17 protein-coding genes and 1 riboswitch are annotated in these 18,391 nt (G+C 57.4%); of the genes, 11 read left to right on the plus strand and 6 right to left on the minus strand.

Annotated elements, in window-relative coordinates; all coding sequences use genetic code 11:
- Positions 1-111: 111 nt before the first annotated feature.
- Positions 112-732 (minus strand): TIGR04211 family SH3 domain-containing protein, encoded by a 621-nt coding sequence (locus M2407_RS14260; RefSeq protein WP_020828715.1) that lies wholly within the window; start codon positions 730-732, stop codon positions 112-114.
- Between the two features lie 280 nt (positions 733-1,012).
- Here M2407_RS14260 and M2407_RS14265 point away from each other — a divergent pair, with 280 nt between their 5' ends.
- The 4 genes from M2407_RS14265 (at position 1,013) to yjeH (ending at position 8,092) form a co-directional block, all read left to right on the plus strand.
- On the plus strand, positions 1,013-2,320 hold the full coding sequence (locus M2407_RS14265) for an inorganic triphosphatase (protein WP_259218468.1): 1,308 nt from the start codon (positions 1,013-1,015) through the stop codon (positions 2,318-2,320).
- Between the two features lie 45 nt (positions 2,321-2,365).
- On the plus strand, positions 2,366-5,203 hold the full coding sequence (glnE, locus tag M2407_RS14270) for a bifunctional [glutamate--ammonia ligase]-adenylyl-L-tyrosine phosphorylase/[glutamate--ammonia-ligase] adenylyltransferase (protein ID WP_129941649.1): 2,838 nt from the start codon (positions 2,366-2,368) through the stop codon (positions 5,201-5,203).
- A 93-nt stretch (positions 5,204-5,296) separates the two neighbouring features.
- Positions 5,297-6,727, plus strand: a complete 1,431-nt coding sequence (gene hldE, locus M2407_RS14275) for a bifunctional D-glycero-beta-D-manno-heptose-7-phosphate kinase/D-glycero-beta-D-manno-heptose 1-phosphate adenylyltransferase HldE (RefSeq protein WP_020828712.1) — start codon at positions 5,297-5,299, stop codon at positions 6,725-6,727.
- A 111-nt stretch (positions 6,728-6,838) separates the two neighbouring features.
- Positions 6,839-8,092, plus strand: coding sequence for an L-methionine/branched-chain amino acid transporter (gene yjeH, locus M2407_RS14280; protein WP_128864572.1), 1,254 nt, complete (start codon positions 6,839-6,841; stop codon positions 8,090-8,092).
- Between the two features lie 28 nt (positions 8,093-8,120).
- Here yjeH and ubiK read toward each other — a convergent pair whose 3' ends face one another.
- Positions 8,121-8,399 (minus strand): ubiquinone biosynthesis accessory factor UbiK, encoded by a 279-nt coding sequence (ubiK, locus tag M2407_RS14285; RefSeq protein ID WP_006328184.1) that lies wholly within the window; start codon positions 8,397-8,399, stop codon positions 8,121-8,123.
- Positions 8,400-8,544: 145 nt separating this feature from the next.
- Positions 8,545-8,706: riboswitch (FMN riboswitch) on the plus strand.
- Positions 8,707-8,816: 110 nt separating this feature from the next.
- Here ubiK and ribB point away from each other — a divergent pair.
- Positions 8,817-9,470 carry a 3,4-dihydroxy-2-butanone-4-phosphate synthase gene (gene ribB / locus M2407_RS14290; protein ID WP_020828709.1) on the plus strand — a complete coding sequence of 218 codons (654 nt, stop codon included), beginning with the start codon at positions 8,817-8,819 and terminating at the stop codon, positions 9,468-9,470.
- 66 nt (positions 9,471-9,536) lie between these two features.
- Here ribB and zupT read toward each other — a convergent pair whose 3' ends face one another.
- Positions 9,537-10,304, minus strand: a complete 768-nt coding sequence (gene zupT, locus M2407_RS14295) for a zinc transporter ZupT (protein ID WP_020828708.1) — start codon at positions 10,302-10,304, stop codon at positions 9,537-9,539.
- 206 nt (positions 10,305-10,510) lie between these two features.
- On the opposite strand from zupT, the gene ygiD reads away from it, so the two are divergent.
- Positions 10,511-11,293 carry a 4,5-DOPA dioxygenase extradiol gene (gene ygiD / locus M2407_RS14300; RefSeq protein WP_174574801.1) on the plus strand — a complete coding sequence of 261 codons (783 nt, stop codon included), beginning with the start codon at positions 10,511-10,513 and terminating at the stop codon, positions 11,291-11,293.
- A 16-nt stretch (positions 11,294-11,309) separates the two neighbouring features.
- Here ygiD and M2407_RS14305 read toward each other — a convergent pair whose 3' ends face one another.
- A complete protein-coding gene (locus tag M2407_RS14305) occupies positions 11,310-12,335 on the minus strand; it encodes a LacI family DNA-binding transcriptional regulator (protein ID WP_044553550.1) in 1,026 nt (341 codons plus the stop codon).
- Positions 12,336-12,550: 215 nt separating this feature from the next.
- Between M2407_RS14305 and M2407_RS14310 the strand changes: the two genes are divergently transcribed.
- From M2407_RS14310 to M2407_RS14330, 5 genes are read left to right on the plus strand one after another with little or no spacing between them, the layout of a single operon-like run.
- Positions 12,551-14,320, plus strand: a complete 1,770-nt coding sequence (locus M2407_RS14310) for a class I mannose-6-phosphate isomerase (protein ID WP_201895990.1) — start codon at positions 12,551-12,553, stop codon at positions 14,318-14,320.
- A 5-nt stretch (positions 14,321-14,325) separates the two neighbouring features.
- Positions 14,326-14,754, plus strand: coding sequence for a PTS sugar transporter subunit IIA (locus M2407_RS14315; protein ID WP_201895991.1), 429 nt, complete (start codon positions 14,326-14,328; stop codon positions 14,752-14,754).
- Positions 14,755-14,763: 9 nt separating this feature from the next.
- Complete coding sequence (locus tag M2407_RS14320) at positions 14,764-15,258, plus strand: PTS sugar transporter subunit IIB (protein WP_128864544.1); 495 nt, start codon at positions 14,764-14,766, stop codon at positions 15,256-15,258.
- 22 nt (positions 15,259-15,280) lie between these two features.
- Positions 15,281-16,081 (plus strand): PTS sugar transporter subunit IIC, encoded by an 801-nt coding sequence (locus M2407_RS14325; protein ID WP_020828702.1) that lies wholly within the window; start codon positions 15,281-15,283, stop codon positions 16,079-16,081.
- The gene (locus M2407_RS14330) at positions 16,081-16,902 is read left to right on the plus strand and encodes a PTS system mannose/fructose/sorbose family transporter subunit IID (RefSeq protein ID WP_020828701.1); all 822 of its coding nucleotides are present in this window, start codon (positions 16,081-16,083) and stop codon (positions 16,900-16,902) included. Before M2407_RS14325 ends, M2407_RS14330 begins: the two co-directional genes overlap by 1 nt.
- A 94-nt stretch (positions 16,903-16,996) precedes the next feature.
- Here the strand turns inward: M2407_RS14330 and M2407_RS14335 are convergent, their stop codons facing one another.
- Together M2407_RS14335 and M2407_RS14340 are read right to left on the minus strand one after the other, a co-directional pair.
- Positions 16,997-17,779: a glucose-6-phosphate isomerase family protein gene (locus M2407_RS14335; RefSeq protein ID WP_046372596.1), complete on the minus strand. Its 783-nt coding sequence runs from the start codon at positions 17,777-17,779 to the stop codon at positions 16,997-16,999.
- The gene (locus M2407_RS14340) at positions 17,772-18,335 is read right to left on the minus strand and encodes a glucose-6-phosphate isomerase family protein (RefSeq protein WP_217331592.1); all 564 of its coding nucleotides are present in this window, start codon (positions 18,333-18,335) and stop codon (positions 17,772-17,774) included. The genes M2407_RS14335 and M2407_RS14340 overlap by 8 nt, the downstream gene beginning before the upstream one ends.
- Between the last annotated feature and the right edge of the window lie 56 nt (positions 18,336-18,391).

Here is an 18,391-nt window from a genome sequence, read left to right on the forward strand (position 1 = left end):
AATTTATCTTAAGGCTCTGCTGACCAGATTACCTCAATTAGCCGGGCGGTGCCGCAGCCAATAAAAAGGGCGCCCCGCAGGCGCCCGATCTCAAACAGAAGGAGACTGAAATCAGTTCATCCAGCGGTTGTTGCTTTTGCGCCGCGGGATCAGGTGTGGCAACAACAAGCCAAGCAGCAGGCCTACGCCGGCTACGCCACCGCCGTACATGAACCACTGCAGGATAATGGTGCGCTGTTTGTCGTCGAGCTGCAGATTAACCGCGTTAACCTTTTTCTGTGCGACCACCAGCTGATTTTTCAGATCCTGGTTTTCCTGCTGCAGACCGCTGATGGTGCTGTCGCTGCCGGCCACTTTCTGCTGCATTTCTGCCGTGCGCTGGTTCCAGCTGTTGTCGATGTTGGCCAGCTTGTCGGTCAGGGTTTTTACCTGTTGCTCCAGCGCCGGCACTTGGGTGCGCAGGCTTGGCGTCTGGCTCAGCTGATTGAGCGGGATCCAGGTCGTGCGGCCTTTCGCATCGCGGATCTGGCCATAGTTGGTGCTGTCATTTACGCTCAACAGGGTGACTTCTTCACCGGCGTTCAGGGTACCGACGATACGGTACTGATTACCCGGGCCGCTATGGACGTAAGTATTCAATTCATCGGAGATATAGCGTTTATCTTCGGCATGGGCGCCCCAAGTGATGCTGAAGCTCAGCACGGCAAGGCAAATTAGGCGTAATTTCTGCATTAGTTCATCGTTTCTGTGTGAATTTATGGGAACGATAGTAGAGCGTTCAGTCTGACGACGCAACGCAAAAACCGGAATGAGAACTATCTTACTGTGGCAGATTCTGTGAGTTGCGCAGTGTTTTATAACGTAACAGGTTTTTTCTGCAGTTAGCAGGGTTAAGGTGCAGGGAATCGCGGTAAGATAACGGCAACTGTGCGTCATCGGGCAGAGCGCGGCAGGCGAGGCCCGCCGCCGTGAAGGCTGACGCGAATGCGTAACTTATTGGTGTAAAAGACTTATGACCGTTGAAATAGAACTCAAATTTATTGCTACCCCGGATGCGGTTGCCGCTTTGCCGCAGCAGTTGGCTGCCTGGCCTAATCAGCATTCCGCGCCGCAAAAACTGACCAATATCTACTTCGAAACCGCCGATAATTTCCTGCGCAGTCAGGATATGGGGCTGCGTATCCGCGGCTTCGACGACAGTTATGAAATGACCATCAAAACCGCCGGTAAGGTGGTGGCGGGTTTGCATCAGCGCCCGGAATATAATGTGGCGATCACTACGCCGGAGCTGGCGTTGGAACGGTTCCCGGCGGATATCTGGCCGCAAGGCTGTGATGTCGACGCTCTGCAGCAGGCGTTGCAGCCCCTGTTCCGCACCGACTTCGTGCGTGAGAAGTGGGTGGTCACTTACGGTAAGAGCGAGATTGAGGTTGGGCTTGACCAGGGCGAGGTCAGCGCTGGTGAGCTGAGTGAAGCGCTGTGCGAGATTGAGCTGGAGCTTAAAACGGGTAATACCGACGATCTGCTGGCGCTGGCCAACGAATTGGCGATGCACGGCGGCCTGCGTCAGGGCAACCTGAGCAAAGCGGCGCGCGGCTATCATCTGGCGCAGGGCAATGCTCCGCGTGAGCGCCGCCCGCTGGCGGTATTGAAGCCTGCGGCCAAATCCAGCGTAGAACAGGGTATGGTTGCCAGCTTCGAACTGGGCCTGAGCCACTGGCAGTATCACGAAGAGCTGTGGCTGCGCGGTGATACCCAGGCCCGTCGCTCGGTTATGGAGGCGATTGCGCTGATCCGTCAGGCACTGGTGATCTTCGGTGGTCTGGTACCACGCAAAGCCAGCGCCGATCTGCGCGCCCGCCTGACCGCACTGGAGCCGCTGTTGATTGATAAGAGCACTCAGCCGCAGGTGTTGTGTTACAGCGCAGAATACCTGCAGTGTAAGTTAGCGCTCACATCATGGTTGGTGACCGGTGCCTGGAAACCCTTTATCGACGCCAAGGCGCAAACCAAGCTCGACGGTTCATTCAAACGTTTCAGCGACATTATGCTGGGGCGCAGCGCGGCCGAGTTGAAAGAGGCCTTCACGCGCACGTTGAACGAGGATGAATACGAGGAACAGCTGCCGCGCCTGACCCGTCAGGTGTCGGCATTTATCCTGCTGTCCGGTGCTTATCCCGATGACGAAACCGGTCCTTATATCGAAAGCTGGCGCGAGCTGCAGCAGGCGCTGGCCGAACGTCGTCAAGGCTGGTACGAATCCAGCCGCAAGCAGGCCTTATCGCATGCGCCATTCTGGTTAAACGGCGCGCTCCGCTAATAAAGCTGGCCTGCGAGGCGCAGGCCGCAGAACGGATCCTTCACTATGTTGCCACTCTCGAGCAGGTTACAGGTTCAGGCACAGAGCATCGTGCAGCGTTTTCAGGAAACTCAGGGCGCGGACTGCGTGCTCAGCAGCCAGGAACAGCGGGTTTTGGCGTCGAGCGATTTTGTCTGCGACATGTTGCTCAGTCAGCCGCAATGGCTGGAGACGTTGCGCAAACAGCCACCGGTCGCGGACGAGTGGCAACATTACGCCGCCTGGTTGCAAGACACGCTGGAAGATGTGCGCGACGAAGCGCAACTGATGCGCGCGTTACGTCTGTTCCGCCGCGAGACGCTGGTGAGGATCGCCTGGGCGCAAGCGCAGAATCTGTGCAGCACGCAAGAGACGCTGTTGCAGCTGAGCGGGCTGGCGGAAACGCTGATCGTCAGCGCTCGCGACTGGCTGTATCAAACCTGCTGCCGTGAGTGGGGCACCCCGTGCAATGCCCAGGGCGTACCCCAGCCGTTGCTGATCCTCGGCATGGGGAAACTGGGCGGCGGCGAGCTGAACTTCTCGTCCGATATAGACCTGATTTTTGCCTACCCGGAAAACGGTCAGACCCAGGGAGGACGGCGCGAGTTGGATAACGCGCAGTTCTTTACCCGTCTGGGGCAGCGGCTGATCAAGGCACTGGATCAGCAAACCATCGACGGCTTTGTTTATCGTGTGGATATGCGGCTGCGGCCCTTCGGCGACAGTGGTCCGCTGGTCATGAGCTTCGCCGCCCTGGAGGACTACTACCAGGAGCAGGGGCGCGACTGGGAACGTTACGCGATGGTGAAAGCGCGGCTGATGGGCGGCTCGGAAGACGCCTACAGTGAAGAGTTGCGCAAAACCCTGCGGCCGTTCGTTTTTCGTCGCTATATCGATTTCAGCGTGATCCAGTCGCTGCGCAATATGAAAGGCATGATTGCCCGCGAAGTGCGGCGGCGTGGGCTGAAAGACAACATCAAGCTGGGTGCCGGCGGCATCCGCGAAATTGAATTTATCACTCAGGTATTCCAATTGATCCGCGGCGGGCGAGAGCCGGCGCTGCAGGGGCGATCGCTGCTGCCCACGCTGCAGGCGGTGGGGGAACTGGGGTTGCTGGAGCCGCAGCAGGTACAGGCGATGAGCGCCAGCTACTTGTTCCTGCGCCGGCTGGAAAACCTGCTGCAGGCCATTGCCGACCAACAAACGCAGACGCTGCCACAAGATGAGCTCGATCAGGCCCGTTTGGCCTGGGGCATGGGGTTCGACGACTGGTCGACGCTGCTCGCGGCGCTGGACGAGCATATGCAGGCGGTCAGAGCGGTATTTAACGACCTGATTGGCGACGATAGCCCCGATGTGGGCGAAGATCCCGATTATCAGCACTACCACAGCCTGTGGCAGGATGCACTGGAAGAACACGAACTGGCGCCGTTGACGCCACATCTGGATGAAGAAGCGCGCAGGCAGATGTTGCGTACCATCGCCGAGTTTCGTCACGACGTCGACAAACGCACTATCGGCCCGCGCGGTCGCGATGTGCTTGATCAATTGATGCCGCGTCTGCTGGCGGAAGTGTGTCCGCGTCAGGATGCGCCGACGGCGCTGCTGCGGTTGACCCAGCTGCTGTTGAGCATCGTAACGCGTACCACCTACCTTGAGCTGCTGGTGGAATACCACGCTGCGCTCAGCCATCTGATTCGCCTGTGCGCCGCTTCGCCGATGGTCGCCAACCAGCTGTCGCGCTATCCGCTGTTGCTGGACGAACTGCTGGATCCGGCGACGCTGTATCAGCCGGTGGCCCCGGACGCTTACCGCAGCGAACTGCGCCAGTACCTGTTGCGGGTACCGGAAGATGACGAAGAGCAGAAACTTGAGGCATTGCGTCAGTTTAAACAGGCGCAGCAGTTACGCATCGCCGCCGGGGATATCTCGGGGGCGCTGCCGGTGATGAAAGTAAGCGATCACCTCACCTATCTGGCCGAGGCCATTATCGATACGGTGGTGCAGCAAGCGTGGAACGACATGGTTGCTCGCTATGGTCAACCGACCCATTTGCAGGAGCGGGAAGGGCGCGGTTTTGCCGTGATTGGCTACGGAAAACTGGGCGGTTGGGAGCTGGGCTACAGCTCCGATCTTGATCTGGTGTTTATTCTGGATTGTCCTCCGGACGTGATGACCGACGGCGATCGCTGCATCGACGGCCGTCAGTTTTATCTGCGTTTGGCGCAGCGCGTCATGCACCTGTTTAGTACCCGCACCTCCTCCGGCATTTTGTACGAGGTGGACGCTCGCCTGCGGCCTTCGGGCGCAGCAGGCATGTTGGTCAGCACGGTTGAAGCCTTTGCCGATTATCAGCAGAACGAGGCCTGGACCTGGGAGCACCAGGCACTGGTGCGGGCGCGTATCGTCCATGGCGATCCGGCGCTGCATCAGCAGTTTGACGCGATCCGCCGTGAGATCTTGTGCAAACCACGCGACGGCGAAACGCTGCGGCTGGAGGTACGCGAGATGCGCGAGAAAATGCGTAATCACCTCGGCAACAAGCAGCGTGAACTCTTTGATATCAAAGCCGACGAGGGCGGTATCACCGATATCGAATTTATTGCCCAGTATCTGGTCTTAGGCTATGCAAGCACCGAGCCCCGTCTGACGCGTTGGTCTGATAACGTACGCATTTTCGAGTTGATGGCCAATTACGGCATCATGCCGGAAGAAGAGGCGCAGGCGCTCACTCAGGCCTACGTCACCATGCGCGATGAAATTCACCACCTGGCGTTGCAGGAGCATTCCGGCAAGGTCGCCAAGGGACAATTTGCCGCCGAGCGTGAACAGGTTCGCACCAGTTGGGCGAAGTGGCTGGGTTAGGCAGGCCGGTTGCGCAATACGTTTTGCAGCTATTACAGACGTCTGTGGTAATATCTGCGCCACTAAAATTTTGTACTTTTTTGGAGTTATCGGATGAAAGTTACACTGCCTGATTTTCGCCGCGCCGGGGTATTGGTGGTGGGTGACGTCATGTTGGATCGCTATTGGTATGGGCCGACCAGCCGTATTTCACCGGAAGCGCCGGTGCCGGTGGTCAAGGTTGAAACCATTGAAGAGCGTCCCGGCGGTGCAGCAAACGTGGCGATGAATATCGCTTCGCTGGGTGCCAACTCACGCCTGGTGGGCTTGACCGGTATTGATGACGCGGCGCGTGCACTGAGCGCCAAGCTGAACGAAGTGAACGTGCGCTGTGATTTCGTTTCGGTACCGACGCATCCGACCATCACCAAGCTGCGCGTGCTGTCACGCAACCAGCAACTGATCCGTCTCGACTTCGAAGAAGGGTTCTCCAACGTCGATTCGCAACCCATGCTGGAACGCATCCAGCAGGCGCTGCCGCAAATTGGTGCGCTGGTGTTGTCTGACTACGCCAAAGGCGCGCTGAGCCAGGTACAGAGCATGATCCAACTGGCGCGGGCCGCCAAGGTGCCGGTGCTGATCGATCCAAAGGGTTCCGATTTTGAGCGCTATCGCGGCGCGACGCTGCTGACGCCAAACCTGTCTGAGTTCGAAGCGGTCGTAGGGCACTGCAAAGACGAAGCCGAGCTGGTCGAACGCGGCATGAAGCTGGTGGCGGACTTTGAGCTCTCCGCGCTGCTGGTCACCCGTTCCGAACACGGCATGACGTTGCTGCAATTGGGCGTTCCGCCACTGCACCTGCCAACCCAGGCGCAGGAAGTGTTTGACGTTACCGGTGCTGGCGATACCGTGATTGGCGTGCTGGCTGCCGCGTTGGCCGCCGGTAACACCTTGGAAGAGTCCTGTTTCCTGGCCAATGCCGCCGCCGGCGTGGTGGTGGGCAAACTGGGGACCTCTACCGTTTCCCCGATCGAGCTGGAAAACGCGGTGCGTGGCCGTGCCGAAACCGGCTTTGGCGTCATGACCGAAGCCCAGCTGAAAACCGCCGTGGCGCAAGCACGTCAGCGCGGTGAAAAAGTGGTGATGACCAACGGTATCTTCGACATTCTGCATGCCGGTCACGTTTCCTACCTGGCGAATGCCCGCAAACTGGGCGACCGCCTGATTGTGGCGGTCAACAGCGACGCTTCTACCAAGCGCCTGAAAGGCGAGACCCGTCCGGTCAACGCGCTGGAAAACCGCATGATCGTATTGGGTGCCTTGGAAGCGGTGGATTGGGTCGTGGCATTCGAAGAAGACACGCCGCAACGCCTGATCGCCGATATCCTGCCGGATCTGCTGGTGAAAGGCGGCGACTACAAACCTGAAGATATTGCCGGCAGCGCCGAGGTTTGGGCCAACGGCGGCGACGTCAAGGTGCTGAACTTTGAAGACGGCCTGTCGACCACCAATATTATCAAGGCAATCAAAGACGGGCGGGGCTAACAGACTCTTTTTAGCCTAAATAATTCGAGTGGTATCAAGGCGGTAATCGGGTGAGTAAAAGCAGCCGACGCGGATGCAACTTGAACTATGGCGGATAAAACGGCGGTGGCAGTGAGTGGACTGAAGCAGGAATTGAGTTTGGCGCAGGGCGTTGGGCTATTGTCCACTTCATTGCTGGGAACGGGGGTGTTCGCCGTTCCTGCGCTGGCGGCCCAGGTGGCGCAGGGCGATAGCCTTTGGGCCTGGCCGGTATTGATTGCGCTGGTGTTCCCGATTGCCATCGCTTTTGCTGCTCTGGGCCGGCATTTCCCCAGCGCCGGTGGTGCCGCGCATTTTGTCGGTCTGGCTTTTGGCCCGCGTATGGCAAAAGTGACCGGCTGGCTGTTTTTGTCGGTGATCCCGGTGGGCCTGCCTGCGGCATTACAGATAGCCGCCGGTTTTTGGCAGGCCGCGTTCGGCTGGAACGCCAATGGCCTGCTGCTGGTGCAAATAGCCACTCTGATGGTGATTTGGCTGCTGGGTACGCGCAGCGCCGGTTCCAGCGCCAATATTCAAACGCTGATCGCCATGCTGGTGGTGGCGCTGGTCGCCGCAATTTGGTGGCGTGGCGGCATCTCTCCTGCTCAAATCCCCTGGCCAGCACTCGACGAAATATCTCCCCCTAATTTGTTCCACGCGTTGGCGGTGATGTTCTGGTGCTTTGTCGGTTTGGAAGCCTTTGCGCATCTGGCAACCGAGTTCCGCAACCCTGAGCGCGATTTCCCGCGTGCCCTGCTGTTTGGCCTGCTGGTCGCCGGGGCGGTGTACTGGGGTTGTACCGTGGCGGTGTTGCACTTTCACGCGTACGGTGAACATCAGGCGGCGGCCGCGTCGTTGCCGGGTATCGTGGTGCAACTGTTTGGGCAACATGCGTTGTGGGTAGCCTGCGTCATAGGTTATCTGGCTTGCTTTGCCAGCGTGAATATCTATACCCAAAGCTTCGCCCGGCTGGTGTGGTCGCAGGCGCAGGATCGGCCAGCCAGCGCGTTGGCTAAACTGTCCGCCGGACAGGCACCGGTCAATGCATTGAGCGCGGTGGTGGGCTGTTGCCTGCTGTTTACCCTGCTGATTTATACGCTGAAACTGCCGTTGGATATGCTGTTGGTGTATGCCAATGGCATCTTTGTGCTGATCTACCTGCTGTGTATGCTGGCGGGCTGTCGAATTTTGCACGGACGTTCGCGGTTAATGGCGGCGGTAGGGCTGGGGCTGTGTTTGCTGCTGATGGTCATTATCGGCTGGAAAAGCCTGTATGCGCTGGGGATGTTCGCGTTGATTTGGCTGGTGTTGCCGCGCAGGCCGAAGGCGGCGTTAAAACGGCAGTAAGGGCGCGATGCCGCGCCCTTAGCGGTAACTATTCTGCGTCTGGCTGTTGTGCGGCTGGTGCTGCGTTCAGCTTGCTTTCCAACTCGTTCATGCGTTGTTCCAGCAACGCCAGCTTTTCACGGGTGCGCAGCAGCACCTGTGTCTGAACGTCGAACTCTTCGCGGTTGACCAAATCCAGACGGGTAAGCTGCGACTGCAGCACCTGACGGATTTTTTTCTCAACGTCTTCCCCGAATTCACGTACGCCTTTAGGCATGGATTCATGCACCTGGCGTGCGATCTGTTCAATTTTTTTCGGGTCAATCATGGCGTATCCCTTTCAGAGTTTAATAGCTGTCGTCTAGTGTAATGCGAGTTGCCCGCCGGATAAACTAATAACCGCATTCCCTGTGATTGGCCGAATTGTGCTTTTGCCAATTGCCCTGATTAATCATTAGCGTTATAGTCGAGAAGCTTATTCTCAGGGCGGGGTGCAAGTCCCCACCGGCGGTAAATCACCTTCTACGGTGAAAGCCCGCGAGCGCTCAGCCAGTCTCTTGCAGCTTGGTTAGAGGTCAGCAGATCCGGTGTAATTCCGGGGCCGACGGTTATAGTCCGGATGGGAGAGAGTAACGGTATCTGCCGGGTTTGCGCCCGCTTGCGTTATTTTTTTAGCTATTGCTAGCTACTCCTCAAGATCGCCCTGGTTCTGGTAATCCATAATTTTTTAATGAGGTTTTTTACCATGAATCAGACCCTACTTTCAGATTTCGGCACGCCGGTAGAACGCGTAGAGCGAGCTATTGAAGCATTGCGCAATGGCCGCGGTGTAATGGTGCTTGATGATGAAAATCGTGAAAACGAAGGTGATATGATCTTCGCCGCAGAAACCATGACCGTTGAGCAGATGGCACTGACCATTCGCCACGGCAGCGGTATTGTGTGTCTGTGTCTCACCGAAGAACGTCGTCAGCAGCTCGAACTGCCGATGATGGTGACCAACAACTCCAGCCAGTTCCAGACGGCCTTCACCGTGACTATCGAAGCGGCGCAGGGCGTGACCACCGGCGTGTCTGCATCCGATCGCCTGACCACTATCCGTGCGGCCGTGGCCGATAACGCCAAGCCAAGCGATCTGAATCGTCCTGGGCACGTTTTCCCGCTGCGCGCGCAGCCAGGTGGCGTGCTGAGCCGTCGTGGTCACACTGAAGCGACTATCGATCTGGTCTCTATGGCCGGTTTCAAACCTGCCGGTGTGCTGTGTGAACTGACTAACGACGATGGCAGCATGGCGCATGCGCCGGAAGTGATCGTGTTTGCCAAACAGCATGATATGACCGTATTGACCATCGAAGATCTGGTGGCTTACCGCCAGGCTCACGAAAAGAAAGCCAGCTGATAACGATCTGACCTTCTGACGATGAAAAAAGCCGCGTAATGCGGCTTTTTTTGTGGCTGAAAACCGTTAACCTATGCCGCCGCTTTGCAACAGCGTCAGGCTGAATCCCATCACCGCCATTCCACACAGGACGCCGTAGCTCGGGTTATTGTGCGGATCGATTTCTTTCGCCAACGGCATCAGTTCATCAACCGACAGCGCCACCATGATGCCGGCAACCGCCGCCATAATCGACGCCATTACCACCGGCGAAATCATCGGGCCAAGCAGCAGGAACGCCAATACGCCGCCGAGAATCTCCGCCATGCCGGAAATACCGGACCACAGCAGGGCTTTGGTCTTGGAGCCGGTTGCGGCATACACCGGGCCAGCCACCGCCAGACCTTCAGGAATATTGTGGATAGCCACGGCCAACGCAATGCCCATGCCCAGTTCCAGGTCGGCGCTGGCGGTGACGAAGGTAGCGATGCCTTCCGGGAAGTTGTGCAGGCTGATGCCCAGCGTCAACAGCACCGCGGTGCGCTTCAGGTTGTGCGGTTTCAGCGGTTGCTGCATCAGATCCTGCGGGTGCTGGTGCGGCAGCATGCGGTCCAGCGCGAAATACCCCAGTAGCCCAAGCATGAACATGCCGTAACCCATCATCGGCGACATGCCGACGGTGTGCAGCGCCGCGGGCAGCATTTCCATCAGCGATATCAGCAGCATAATCCCGGCGGCAAATCCAAGAGCAAAAGCCAGCATTCGGTTGGAAGGCTTCTGGCCAATAATGCCGAACAGGGCGCCGACAAAGGTGGCGCCGCCGGCCAGCAAGGTCAGGAGCAGCGGTACGGACATGGTTGTCTCCTTTTATGCTGAAATTATCGTTTATTTTCTGATACTAACAGAGTAAAGGCATAAATCGAGTGGATTTGGCTGATTGTTTCTATCGTTTTAACCGTTCAAATTTATTGAAGATCATCATCACGGTTATCCGGCTGTGTCGCCGTGGCAAACGGCGTAGTCTAGTCCCCATCATGTTTGCGACTGACCAAGGATCTTGTATGAACAGCTCTCGTATGCCTGCACTTTTTCTCGGCCACGGTAGCCCGATGAACGCGCTGGAAGAAAACCGCTATACCCAGGCCTGGCGTCATCTGGGTGAAACGCTGCCGCGCCCGAAGGCCATCATTGCCGTTTCTGCTCACTGGTACACCCGTGGCACCGCGGTGACCGCGATGGAAAAACCAAGAACCATCCATGACTTTGGCGGTTTTCCGCAGGCGCTGTTCGATACCCGGTATCCGGCGCCAGGATCCCCTGCGCTGGCGGCGCAGATCCAGCAAGTGTTGGCGCCGATTACTGTCACGGCAGACGACAGCGAATGGGGCCTGGACCACGGCACCTGGGGCGTGTTGATCAAAATGTATCCCGAGGCGGATATTCCGATCGTGCAGCTCAGCATCGACGGCACCAAACCGGCGGAATACCATTATGAACTGGGCCGTAAACTGGCGGTGTTGCGTGACCAGGGGGTGATGATCGTCGCCAGCGGCAACGTGGTGCATAACCTGCGGATGGTAAAATGGCAGGGGGACGCCACCCCTTATCCGTGGGCCACTTCGTTTGACCGGTTTGTGCGTGATAACCTGAATTATCAGGGAGATAACCACCCGCTGGTCAATTTTATGCAGCACGAAGGCGCAGCGCTGTCTAACCCGACGCCGGAACACTACCTGCCGCTGTTATACGTACTGGGCAGTTGGGACGGCAAAGAGGCGATAACCCTTCCGGTGGAGGGCATCGAGATGAGCGCACTGAGTATGCTGTCGGTGCAGGTTGGCTAAAGGCTCTACGCCGGCCTCAGGCTGGCGTAGATTGATCGGCAAAGCCGCAGGATTGGCGGATCACCAGCGAAGGCGGCAGGATGATGCGTTTTGGCGGTTCATCATTGCCTTGAATGCGGCTATACAGCAGTTCCCCCGCCTTGCGGCCGATCTCGCGGGAGGCCACCGATACGGTGGTCAAACCCGGCTGCACCAGCGACGCTTCGGTAATATCATCAAACCCTATCAGCGCGAAATCACGGCCAATCTGGCGCTCGAGTTTGCGTAATGTCTGCATCACACCCAACGCGACAATGTCCTGATAGCATAACGCCGCCGTGATTTCCGGATGGGCCATCAGCAACTGCTCTGCAGCCTTGGCGCCGGAGCTTTGGCTGGCCTCGCTGTCGACGATCCATTCGCCCTTGACCACAATCCCCCGTTCCAGCAGCTTGCTGGTGTAACCCCCCAACCGCTGCGCGCGGGTGGTGGAGTTGATGGATCCTCCGATGAAAGCAATATTGCGATGGCCAAGATCCAACAGATGCTGGGTTGCCAACTGTGTGCCAAGGAAGTTATCTGTGCCGACAAAGTCAAAGTGCGCATCAGCCACCGGCCTGACCACCATGATGGCCGGGATCTTGCGGCGTTTCAGCGTTTCAAAAAACAGGCTCGGCGTTTGTCGGGCGGCACACAGCACCATACCGCTGGCGCTGTTTTGCAGCAGCGAGTCGACAAATTTTTGTTGCCTGTCGGCCGATTCTTCGCTGTTGGCCAGAAACAGCATCAGTTGATGGCGTTCCATTTCCTGACTCAACCCGGCGGTCATCTCGGCGTAAAAAGGGTTGGTGATGTCATGTAGCAGCAGGCCGACCTGATTGCTGCTGCGATTGCGCAGGTTTGCCGCGGTCTGATTGTAAACGTAGCCCAGATGATCGATGGCGCTCAGCACACGCTTGCGTGTTTCATCCGATATGCGGCCACGGTTGCGCAATACCATCGAAACCGTAGCGGTGGAGACTTTTGCGTATGCGGCGACATCCGCCAAGGTTATGGTGCTCATTTCATCTCCTGTCGATACTGGCTTTTACATCAAGGTATATCGATTAACCTTTTTCTGTGTGATTTCGTTAAATAGAGTGTGACGACGATCGCGATTTATAAGCTTTTTAGCAGGTTATTATCCGTTATATGAGGTTAATCTCGTTAATCAGCCTGTTTGTTATGGGGTTAATCGATTAATCTTTTTCTATCTATTCAGTGCATAGGCAGAAGGATATGACAGAGCAACAGCGCAACGCAACAAGCTATGACAAACACCCGGAAGTGGCGGTTCAGGGCTTTGATCATGCCGCCTGGCAAGGTTGGCCGGCGGTGGTCGAGGCAGTCAGCCGCAAGGTTGCCGCCCTCGGGTTACGCAAAACCCTGTTGGTGGTGGATTGCTACCCTGGGGTGAATTTGGCAGAACTGAGCGAGAATCTTATCCATCCGCTGAAGCCCGCCAGCAGTATCAACGCCGAATTGGCCAAATATGATGAATCGCATATTCACGCGATGATTGAACGCAACTTAACCGATGACCGCGTTTTTGGCGTGCTGTCATGCCATCAACTGCCTGAATTTTTTGATGATGAGCGCGTGCAGCAGCTACGCGATCAAATTGCGAGCGTCGACAGTGGCCTGGTAGTGATTTATGGACCGGGCGCGGCGTTGATCGCCGAGGGCGATGTGCTGGTGTATGCCGACATGGCTCGCTGGGAAATCCAGCAGCGTTTTCGCCGTGGTGAACTGGGCAACTGGGGCGTAACCAATGTGGACGAAGACGTGTTGCGCCGTTACAAGCGGGCCTTTTTTGTGGAATGGCGGGTGTTCGATCGCCATAAAACCCCGTTGTTGCAGCGTGCTGACCTGGTGTTGGACACCAACCAGGCAGGTAAGCCCAAGGCCGTGAGTGGCGAGGCATTCCACGCTGGATTGCAGCAGGTCACCCAACGTCCATTCCGCGTCGTGCCCTTTTTTGACCCCGGTATTTGGGGCGGTCAATGGATGAAGCAACAGTTCGATCTCGACCCGACGGCAGCCAACTACGCGTGGTGTTTTGACTGCGTGCCCGAGGAAAACAGCCTGCTAATGCGTTTTGGTGACGTTCGGGTCGAGATCCCCTCACAGGATTTGGTGCTGTTATACCCGAGGCCCCTGCTGGGCGAGCGCGTACACGCCCGTTTCGGCGCCGAATTCCCGATCCGTTTTGACCTGCTGGATACCGTCGGCGGGCAAAACCTCAGCTTCCAGGTGCACCCGCTGACGGAATACATCCAACAGCATTTCGGCATGCATTACACCCAGGATGAAAGCTATTACATTCTGGCGGCAGAGCAAGGCGCCGAAGTGTATCTGGGGATGAAAAACGGTACCGATCCGCAGGCGATGATGGCCGATCTGGCGGCCTCCCAAAGGGGCGAAAAGGCGTTCGACGATCGCCGTTTTGTGAACCGCTTCCCGGCGCGTAAACACGATCACTTCCTGATCCCAGCTGGGACGGTGCATTGCTCAGGTGCGGGTACCATGGTGCTGGAGATCAGCGCTACGCCGTACATTTTCACCTTCAAACTGTGGGACTGGGGCCGTGTGGGATTAGATGGCCTGCCGCGTCCGGTGCATTTGCAGCACGGTGAGCAGGTGATCAACTGGCAATGCGACACCGACTGGGCAACGGAGCACCTGGTCAACCGCGTTGAACCGGTTGCTGAAGGGCAAGGCTGGCAGGAAGAGCGAACCGGCCTGCACGAGCGCGAATTTATCGAAACCCGCCGTCACTGGTTCAGTGAACCGGTGTTACACCATACCGAAGGGCGAGTGAACGTGCTGAATCTGGTGGAAGGGGAAGAGGCAGTGGTTGAAAGCCCTGAGGGCCATTTTGCTCCCTTTGTGGTGCATTACGCGGAAACCTTCATCGTCCCGGCTGCGGTCGGGGCGTATCGCATCAGCCCACATGGCCGCAGCCTGGGTAAAACCCTGGGCACCATTAAAGCCTGGGTAAGGGGATAAACATTATGTTGAGAGTGATTGTGACTTCTCATGGGCCGCTGGCCGAGGCGTTACTGAGCAGTGCGCGCATGGTTTACGGCGAGTTGCCGGGGACCAGCCATGTCGGTCTGAGTGAAGGCGCCGGCATCGAGGCTTTTAAGCGGGAGTTTGCCGACGAACTGCGTCGGGTGAGCGCAGGGGCTGACGGTGTGTTGATACTGTGCGACATGCTGTGCGGTACGCCGTACAACGTGGCTTGTCGTCACGCCTTTGATCCCAATGCGCCAGTGCCGATGGCGGTGGTGACCGGCGTGAATTTCCCGATGTTGCTGATGAGTGCCGAATTGCTGGAAGGAAAGGATGTTCAACTGGCGGCACAGGAGCTGGTGGCGCAGGGCGGTGAGGCGATTGCGCTTGCCCGTCCTGCGGTGACGGCGCAAATGGACGATTTCTGAGGAGAGAGTATGGCTATTTCATTCGTACGTATCGACGACCGGGTCATTCACGGTCAACTGGTGACCCGCTGGGCGAAAGAGCTGCCCTGCGACGGCATCGTGGCGATTGATGATGAGGTCGCGGCAGATCCGCTGTTGTCATCGGTGATGAAAGGGGCAGTGCAGGATACCAAGGTATGGCTGTTCACCGTACAGCAGGCGATAGAAAAATTGCCGAAGGTGATTGCCAGCGACAAGCAGTACTTCGTGATTGGCAAATCGCCGGTCACGCTGCGACGGCTGATGGAAGCAGGAATCGACCTCAGCAATCGCAACAAGAAAATCAACGTCGGCCCGATGTCTGCCCGCAAAGACACGGTGACTATCGGCCCGAATCAATCCGTGACGGTACCAGAATCGGAAGCCTTTGATTTCCTGACCGAACACGGCCACGCCATCGAATTCCGTTTAGTCCCGGATGCCAGCCATTTCAGCTGGCTGGATGCAAAAAAGAAACTCAAATAAGCCTGAACGGCGGGAGTGAACTATGTGGTTTGAAGCGACGCTTATCGGGATACTTTGCTATCTCGGCGCGCTGAGCAGCCCCTGGCTGCTGGGACTGACCGGAGGCTGGTATATTCTCAGCCGTCCGCTGGTCTCCGGCATGCTGGTGGGGGCTATCCTCGGCGATGTACAGACCGGCATCATCATTGGTGTGGCGGTACAGGCGGTTTATATCGCCATGGTTACACCGGGCGGATCGATGCCGGCCGACCTCAATTTTGTAGCATTCCCGGCGATTGCGCTGGGCATTCTTTCCGGTAAGGGGCCCGAGGTGGCCGTCGCCCTGGCAGCGACTATCGGCATCATGGGCACCGTGCTGTTCAATGCCATGATGGTACTCAATTCCTACTGGAACCACCGCGCGGATCTGGCGGTGGAGCGCGGGGACGAACAGGGCATTTACCTTAACAGCGCCATCTGGCCGCAGGTCACCAACTTCCTGCTGCGCTTTGTACCGACGTTTATCGCCGTCTTTTTCGGGGCGCGCTATATCAACGCCTTTATGGACAGCTTGCCGACGCTGGTGCTGACTACCATGAACGTGGTCGGCGGCATTCTGCCTGCGGTCGGTATCGCCATTCTTCTTAAGCAGATTATTAAAAGCTACAGCATGCTGATTTACTTCCTGGTGGGGTTCATCTGCATTGTTTTCCTCAAGCTGAATATGGTGGCGCTGGTGATTGTCGGCGCGCTGCTGGCATTGATTCACTACAACTATAAGCCAGAGCCGCAGGCGGCTGCCGCACAGGCCGCGCCTCAGGCTGACGATGAGGATGAATTCTGATGGATACGCCAACACCAAAATTGAATAAGCAGGACCTGCGTCGTTGCTGGCGCAGTTGGATGATGTACAACCTGTCGTCGATGAGCTTTGAACGTCTGGAATCTTACGGTTTCTGCCTGAGCATGATGCCGGCGCTGAAAAAACTGTATCCGGAAAAACAACAGCGCATTGAGGCCATTCGCCGCCATACTTCGTTCTATAACACCGAGCCGCAGTTGGGCGCGATTGTTAACGGCATGGTGATAGGGCTGGAGGAAAAACGTGCCAACGGTGAGCCGATCGACGGTGAAACCATCAATACGCTCAAGGTCGGCCTGATGGGGCCGGTGGCCGGTATCGGCGACTCCATGGTGCCGGGCATGTTGCTGCCCATTTTGTTGAGCATCGGTATGGCGCTGGCTGCCGGCGGCAGCGTGATTGGCCCGTTATTCTACATTATGGCGTTCAGCCTGATCGTCATTCCCGGGTCTTACTGGCTGTTTATGAAGGGCTACCATATGGGCTCCGGCTCGGTGGAAATGCTGGTCAGCAGCAAGTCCTCACGCCTGCGAGAAGCGCTTTCCCTGCTGGGAGTGTTCGTTATGGGCGGCGTAGCCGCGAGCTACGTCAAACTGGGCACCGGTCTGGAGTTCATCACCAAAGACGGGGTGAATATTCACCTGCAGCAAATGCTGGACGGCATTTTCCCTAACCTGATGCCGCTGATCGTGGTGCTGATGACCTGGTATCTGATGGCCAAGCGGGGATTGTCACCGGTGAAAGCGATGTTGGGGCTGTTGGCCCTGGCAGCGGCGGGGGTGGCCTGCGGCTTGTTCTCCTGATACCCGTCGCCTTTCAAGCTGCAGCCAGGCGCCTAGGCTGCAGCTTGAAACTCATAGGGTAGAAATTTCCTATTATTGAATTAGACAGTAGTCTTTAGGGCTCAAACCGTTGCCATTTTTCCGCTACGCTGCCCGGTTTGGAAATGAACTGGAAGCGCGCCGGATCGGTTTCAAACTGCGAGTAGAGCGGGGCATCACTCAGACCGAATTCATGGTATTGGCGTGGGCCGATGGCGTGCAGCCGGCCGGATTGATAACGCGGGTTCTGTTGCCAGATTATATTGTCGCCCTGCAATAGCGGGTACCACGCCAGTCCTTTGTATTCACGCACGGCATCGTATTCGAAGCCATATTCACGATCGCACCAGGCCGCGAAGGTCAGCGGCTGGTGAGGATCGGCAGAAATCGTGGCGTGGGCCCAGCCCGGCGGCACCAGCACCTTCTCGCCGGGTCCGGCGTGGACGGCGAAGCAGCGGCCCGGTTCATATTCCACCCGTTCCTGCATGTAAATGATCGCTTTTCCCTGCCAGATTTCATACAGCTCCGGTGGTGACCAACCGCTGTGCGCGCTGATACGGTGTACGTGTCCCTGGCTGCGTATCGGCTCCTGGCCCAATTGCCCTTGGGCATAGGTGACAATGCCGAACAACAGCATGCGTTTCTTCAATTCGGCCAAATGTTGCTGTTTCGCGACGTCCATCGCGATGGCATAAACCTGCTCTGGTCCCTGGCAGTCAGGGTCGCGCAGGGAACGGCGGATTTGCTCCAGCGTGCGTATCTCCGGCAAGGGGCCAATCACGTCATTGCCATAGCCAAATCCCATCGGGCTGTCGCTAATACGGACATCAAGCCCAAATCGCAGCATTGAGTCACTCATATTGCGCCTCCGCCTTCCAGCCATCGCCATCGGCAAAGACCCGCAGCTTGAAACCCTGAGGCTGCAACGCATCGTAGTTGTGGCCGGCGACCGTTGGCCACACCGCCAGCGCAGAGAGCACGTCATTGCCGGTATTGATCAAACGGTGGGCAGTAAAGGAGGGGATATGATGAACGCTACCGGGGGAAACCTGTTCCAGCGTACAAGCGCCGTCCTGGTGTTGCAGCAACAGCAAACCTTGGCCCCGTAGGCCAAAATAGAACTCGGCCTGTTCTGGCCGCTGGTGAATATGCCCGCGGGTCATAAAGAATTCGTCGCCCACCCGGCCAGGTTGCAGATGAGTTGTGCCGACAAACAGCTCGCCTTCCTGCTGCACGGAAGGCAGCATTTCAACCTGATAGACGGCAAGCTCCGCCGATAAGCTTTGCCAGGCCACGGCATCGGCAAAGATCCCCGCCAGGCTGCCCAGCGTCGTGGATTTGCGTTGAACATCAGGTGCGGTAAAGCATCCGTCCGCCAGGTTGACCTGCGGTGGGATCATGGACGTCAGTTTCATATCTGGTTGCTCCGCCCGAGGAGAACAGACGCTTCGAGTATAGAAGGTTAATCGAT

Source organism: Serratia sp. BIGb0234 (assembly GCF_024809915.1).
In the GTDB taxonomy this organism is placed as follows: domain Bacteria; phylum Pseudomonadota; class Gammaproteobacteria; order Enterobacterales; family Enterobacteriaceae; genus Serratia; species Serratia liquefaciens.

Coding starts and splice junctions, on each gene's coding strand:
- M2407_RS14335 (WP_046372596.1), bottom strand. CDS start 17,779: ATGAGTGACTCAATGCTGCGATTTGGGCTTGATGTCCGTATTAGCGAC.
- zupT (WP_020828708.1), bottom strand. CDS start 10,304: ATGTCCGTACCGCTGCTCCTGACCTTGCTGGCCGGCGGCGCCACCTTT.
- ribB (WP_020828709.1), top strand. CDS start 8,817: ATGAATCAGACCCTACTTTCAGATTTCGGCACGCCGGTAGAACGCGTA.
- M2407_RS14340 (WP_217331592.1), bottom strand. CDS start 18,335: ATGAAACTGACGTCCATGATCCCACCGCAGGTCAACCTGGCGGACGGA.
- M2407_RS14265 (WP_259218468.1), top strand. CDS start 1,013: ATGACCGTTGAAATAGAACTCAAATTTATTGCTACCCCGGATGCGGTT.
- M2407_RS14320 (WP_128864544.1), top strand. CDS start 14,764: ATGGCTATTTCATTCGTACGTATCGACGACCGGGTCATTCACGGTCAA.
- M2407_RS14325 (WP_020828702.1), top strand. CDS start 15,281: ATGTGGTTTGAAGCGACGCTTATCGGGATACTTTGCTATCTCGGCGCG.
- M2407_RS14305 (WP_044553550.1), bottom strand. CDS start 12,335: ATGAGCACCATAACCTTGGCGGATGTCGCCGCATACGCAAAAGTCTCC.
- ygiD (WP_174574801.1), top strand. CDS start 10,511: ATGAACAGCTCTCGTATGCCTGCACTTTTTCTCGGCCACGGTAGCCCG.
- M2407_RS14315 (WP_201895991.1), top strand. CDS start 14,326: ATGTTGAGAGTGATTGTGACTTCTCATGGGCCGCTGGCCGAGGCGTTA.
- M2407_RS14330 (WP_020828701.1), top strand. CDS start 16,081: ATGGATACGCCAACACCAAAATTGAATAAGCAGGACCTGCGTCGTTGC.
- ubiK (WP_006328184.1), bottom strand. CDS start 8,399: ATGATTGACCCGAAAAAAATTGAACAGATCGCACGCCAGGTGCATGAA.
- M2407_RS14310 (WP_201895990.1), top strand. CDS start 12,551: ATGACAGAGCAACAGCGCAACGCAACAAGCTATGACAAACACCCGGAA.
- M2407_RS14260 (WP_020828715.1), bottom strand. CDS start 732: ATGCAGAAATTACGCCTAATTTGCCTTGCCGTGCTGAGCTTCAGCATC.
- glnE (WP_129941649.1), top strand. CDS start 2,366: ATGTTGCCACTCTCGAGCAGGTTACAGGTTCAGGCACAGAGCATCGTG.
- hldE (WP_020828712.1), top strand. CDS start 5,297: ATGAAAGTTACACTGCCTGATTTTCGCCGCGCCGGGGTATTGGTGGTG.